Annotated in this window: 5 protein-coding genes and 1 tRNA gene; 3 read left to right on the top strand and 3 right to left on the bottom strand. The window is 67.6% G+C overall.

The window, feature by feature from the left end; all coding sequences use genetic code 11:
• Nucleotides 1-663 (top strand): SIMPL domain-containing protein (locus ACSNOH_RS33500; protein WP_436725218.1); only part of this gene is annotated, 663 nt, incomplete at its 5' end.
• Nucleotides 664-807: 144 nt separating this feature from the next.
• The gene (gene pyk, locus ACSNOH_RS33505) at nucleotides 808-2,229 is read left to right on the top strand and encodes a pyruvate kinase (RefSeq protein ID WP_436725219.1); all 1,422 of its coding nucleotides are present in this window, start codon (nucleotides 808-810) and stop codon (nucleotides 2,227-2,229) included.
• Between the two features lie 9 nt (nucleotides 2,230-2,238).
• On the opposite strand, the gene ACSNOH_RS33510 is transcribed toward pyk, so the two are convergent.
• Both ACSNOH_RS33510 and ACSNOH_RS33515 read right to left on the bottom strand, forming a co-directional pair.
• Complete coding sequence (locus ACSNOH_RS33510; RefSeq protein ID WP_436725220.1) at nucleotides 2,239-3,000, bottom strand: transcriptional regulator; 762 nt, start codon at nucleotides 2,998-3,000, stop codon at nucleotides 2,239-2,241.
• A gap of 109 nt (nucleotides 3,001-3,109) precedes the next feature.
• Nucleotides 3,110-3,182: transfer RNA gene (locus ACSNOH_RS33515), tRNA-Leu, on the bottom strand.
• A 101-nt stretch (nucleotides 3,183-3,283) separates the two neighbouring features.
• On the opposite strand from ACSNOH_RS33515, the gene ACSNOH_RS33520 reads away from it, so the two are divergent.
• Nucleotides 3,284-3,934, top strand: coding sequence for an ANTAR domain-containing response regulator (locus tag ACSNOH_RS33520; RefSeq protein ID WP_436725221.1), 651 nt, complete (start codon nucleotides 3,284-3,286; stop codon nucleotides 3,932-3,934).
• A 59-nt stretch (nucleotides 3,935-3,993) separates the two neighbouring features.
• Here ACSNOH_RS33520 and ACSNOH_RS33525 read toward each other — a convergent pair.
• Nucleotides 3,994-4,489, bottom strand: a 496-nt coding sequence (locus ACSNOH_RS33525; protein WP_436725222.1) for an ABC transporter ATP-binding protein, incomplete at its 5' end; no start/stop codon positions are given.

A 4,489-nucleotide genomic window follows, 5' to 3' on the forward strand; every position in this document is an offset into this window, starting at 1 on the left:
CCCGACACCCCCCGCATCTCCGTCCGCGGCGAAGCCCGCCTCGAAGTCGACCCCGAAATCGCCCACATCCACATCACCGTCACCGCACGCAACACCGACCGCACCACCACCCTCGAAGAACTCACCCGCCGCAACACCCGCGCCCTCGACCTCATCAAGACCTACGGCAACGCCGTCGAAAAACTCGAAACCGGCCTCATCACCGTCGCCCCCCACCTCACCGGCAAAGGCCGCCACGAACACGTCCGCTCCTACCACGGCAGCGTCCACCTCACCGCCACCCTCGGCGACTTCACCATCCTCGGCGAACTCACCACCAACATCGCCGACCTCCCCCTCACCGAAATCACCGGCCCCTGGTGGTCCCTCCGCCCCGACTCACCCGCCCACCGCGAAGCCCGCCGCCTCGCCGTCCAGGAAGCCGTCCAACGCGCCCGCGAATACGCCGACGCCCTCGGCTCCCGCCTCACCGCCCTCCTCGAACTCGCCGACGACGGCGCAGAAGGCCACGGCATCCACGGCTACGCCGGCGGCATGGCCCGCGGCGGATACGGCGCCGGCTCCGCCCCCGGCCCGGAAACCGAACTCGACCTCGAACCCCAGCGCCAGACCGTCCACGCCCAGGTCAACGCCCGCTTCACCATCACCCCACCCCAGCTCTGACCTCACCCGGACGGGGGTCTCCGACCGCTCATCGGAGCACCCCCGTGCACGTTTCACTAGTTGTCAAATCCCCTTCACCACAAGGCCGTTGAACTGTTCCACAGCACTCGGCAACTACCCGCTGGTAGCCCCTATGGTCGTGCCATGCGCCGAGCAAAAATCGTCTGCACCCTCGGGCCCGCCACCGACACGTACGAGCAGATCAAGGCACTCGTCGACGCCGGCATGGACGTCGCCCGCTTCAACCTCAGCCACGGCACCTACGCCGAACACGAGGCCCGCTACCAGCGCGTACGCAAAGCCGCCGAAGAAGCCGGCCGCAGCGTCGGCGTCCTCGCCGACCTTCAAGGCCCGAAGATCCGCCTCGGCCGATTCCGCGAAGGCCCCGTACTCCTTGAACGCGGCGACGACTTCACCATCACCACCGAACCCGTCGAAGGCGACCGCCACACCTGCGGCACCACCTACGACGGCCTCGCCGGCGACGTCGGCCGCGGCGAACGCATCCTCGTCGACGACGGCCGCGTCACCCTGGAGGTCACCGAAGTCGACGGCCCCCGCGTACGCACCATCGTCATCGAAGGCGGCATGGTCTCCGACCACAAGGGCCTCAACCTCCCCGGCGTCGCCGTCTCCGTCCCCGCCCTCTCCGACAAGGACGTCGAAGACCTGCGCTGGGCCCTCGGCCTCGGCGCCGACATCATCGCCCTGTCCTTCGTCCGCAGCGCCGACGACGCCGCCGACGTCCACCGCGTCATGGACGAGGAAGGCCGCCGCCGCCCCGTCATCGCCAAGATCGAAAAACCACAGGCCGTCCAGAACCTCGACGGCATCATCGCCGCCTTCGACGGCATCATGGTCGCCCGCGGCGACCTCGGCGTCGAAATGCCGCTGGAAACCGTCCCGATCGTCCAGAAGCGAGCCGTCAAACTCGCCAAGCGGAACGCGAAGCCGGTGATCGTGGCGACGCAGATGCTCGACTCCATGATCGACGCATCCCGCCCCACGCGCGCGGAAGCCTCGGACGTCGCCAACGCCGTCATCGACGGCACGGACGCGGTCATGCTCAGCGGCGAGACGAGCGTCGGCAAGTACCCCGTCGAGACGGTCAAGACCATGGGCCGCATCGTCGCGGCCGCGGAGGAAGACCTGCTGGCCAAGGGCCTGCCGCCGCTGACCGAACGGAGCAAGCCCCGCACCCAGGGCGGCTCCGTCGCCCGCGCCGCGGCCGAGATGGGTGACTTCCTGGAAGCGAAGTTCCTCGTCGCCTTCACCCAATCCGGCGACACGGTCCGCCGCCTGTCCCGCTACCGCTCCCCGATCCCCCTCCTGGCGTTCACGCCGGAGGCGTCGACGGCGGCCCAGCTGAGCCTGACGTGGGGCGTGGAGACGTTCCAGGGCCCGATGGTCCAGACGACGGACGAGATGGTCGACCAGGTGGACGAGTACCTGCTGAGGATCGGCCGCTGCCGGAAGGGGGACCGGGTGATCATCACGGCGGGCTCCCCGCCCGGGACGCCGGGCACGACGAATATGGTGCGGGTGCACCATATTGGTGAGGAGTAGGCGTACTCCTCAGTACTTGGGGCCTATGTGGGCGTCCATGAGGGCGACGGAGGCTTTGCGGGCTACGGAGACGTTGAAGGCGTTCGCCTGCTTCCACTCGACGCCGACAGTGTTGAGTGCGTCCGTGTAGATCTGCCGGATGTCCGCGGACTTGTTGGTGAAGAAGTACCGGGGGTACTCGTAGCGCTTGGGCGCGCCGTTGACGGGCCGCGTCGCCCAGTTGACGACGCGGCATCCGTCGGAGTGGATGAGTCCGCGCAGTAGCTCCCAGGGGTGGGCGTCCACGAGCTGTTGCTGCCAGGGCTCCAGCGTGATCGTCCGCTCGTGCTTCTTTCCCGGGCCGTGCTGGGGGAAGAGGCATGGCCAGTGCTTACTGGTGCTGGTGACCATCACGCAGCCTTGCTTTTTCTCCATCGACACGAGGTTCCCGGGGCGGACTCTTCGCATCGCCTCTTCGCAGGAGTCGATGAGACCGGGCCAAGCCTCTGAGCATGCGATGCGTAACGCGTAGACGCCCCGCCGACCGGCGCTTAGGCAGCCGTCCCCGAGGTAGAGGCCGAGGAGATAGGTGTACGCCGAGTGATCGGAGGGCGGCTGCGGGTCCGGACCGCACCTCTCGCAGAGAGCTTTCGAGCGGGCTAGAGGTTCGATCCGGGTCATCCACGAGCGGATTGCGTACCGGGATATCCCGGTCTCCTTGCTCACGGAGTGGAGACTGCGGCCCTGATTGACGAGGGTGAGGGCTCGGCGACGGCTCTCAAGGTCGTACATGCCTGCGAGCGTCATCGATCGCTGCAGCGGAAGACAGGATTCGAAGCTACGTTCACCATGGAGAGTGAAGATCGCCAAGCGTCCGATAACCTTCGAATTGAAGGTGTAGTGCCCCGGGTGGGATTCGAACCCACGCTGTCGGTGGTTTGAGCACCGTGTCTCTCCCGCTGGACTACCGGGGCTTACCTGCGAAACAAAGGTTAGCGCAGGAGGCTCGTGTATCAAACCTACAGGAGCTAGGTAGGCTCGTGCAGCAGCACCTTGCCCTGGACAGAGGAGACCCGTGACCGCCGCCGAGCCCACCCCGCCCGTCGACGACGAGCCGCAGCACACCCCTCCGCATGTCACCCGTGTCGTGATCGCCGAGGACGAGGCCCTGATCCGGCTCGACCTCAAAGAGATGCTTGAGGAAGAGGGCTACTCCGTCGTGGGCGAGGCGGGCGACGGGGAGACCGCGGTCGCGCTGGCCCGGGAGCACAAGCCGGACCTGGTGATCCTGGACGTGAAGATGCCCGTCCTCGACGGGATCTCCGCCGCCGAGCAGATCGCCCGCGACTCGATCGCACCCGTCCTCATGCTCACCGCGTTCTCGCAGCGCGAGCTGGTCGAGCGGGCCCGGGACGCCGGTGCCATGGCGTACCTCGTGAAGCCGTTCAGCAAGAGCGACGTCGTCCCGGCCATCGAGATGGCCGTGTCCCGCTTCACGGAGCTGAAGGCCCTGGAGAAGGAGGTCGCGGACCTCTCCCAGCGGCTGGAGACGCGCAAGCTGGTCGACCGTGCGAAGAGCATCCTGCAGACGCAGTACGGCCTGACCGAGCCGGCGGCCTTCCGCTGGATCCAGAAGACGTCGATGGACCGGCGCCTGTCGATGCAGCAGGTGGCCGAGGCGGTCATCGAGGATGCCGAGGAGAAGAAGGCGGCGAAGGGGCAGTAGCTGTCCCGTCCCCGTCACTGAGAAGGGCCCGTGTCCGGCGATCCGGACGCGGGCCCTTCTCAGTCTTCGCCCAGGTACGCCTTGCGGACCGACTCGTCGTGGAGGAGGTCCGCCCCCGTCCCGGAGAGGACGATCTTTCCGATCTCCATGACGTGGCCGCGGTCGGCCAGCGAGAGCGCGGCCCGGGCGTTCTGCTCGACGAGGAGGATCGTCGTGCCGGAGGCCTTGAGCTCGGCGATCGTGGCCATGATCTTCTGCATCATGATCGGGGAGAGGCCCATGGAGGGCTCGTCCAGCATGAGGAGCTTGGGGCGGGACATCAGGGCGCGGCCCATGGCGAGCATCTGCTGTTCGCCGCCGGAGAGGGTGCCGGCGGCTTGGCGGGCGCGTTCGCCGAGGATGGGGAAGAGGTCGTAGACGCGCCGGATGTCCTTGGCGATCCCTTCCGTGTCCTTGCGGAGGAACGCTCCTAGCTGCAGGTTTTCCGCGATGGTGAGGCGGGGGAAGATGTGGCGGCCTTCGGGGGAGTGGGCGAGGCCGAGGGCGACGATGCGG

Origin of the sequence: Streptomyces sp. URMC 127, assembly GCF_051386535.1 — a bacterium.
Taxonomy (GTDB): Bacteria; Actinomycetota; Actinomycetes; order Streptomycetales; family Streptomycetaceae; genus Streptomyces.

What these genes read in the sequence shown, in the direction of transcription:
- ACSNOH_RS33510 (WP_436725220.1), bottom strand. Translation starts at nt 3,000, where the DNA reads ATGTACGACCTTGAGAGCCGTCGCCGAGCCCTCACCCTCGTCAATCAG.
- pyk (WP_436725219.1), top strand. Translation starts at nt 808, where the DNA reads ATGCGCCGAGCAAAAATCGTCTGCACCCTCGGGCCCGCCACCGACACG.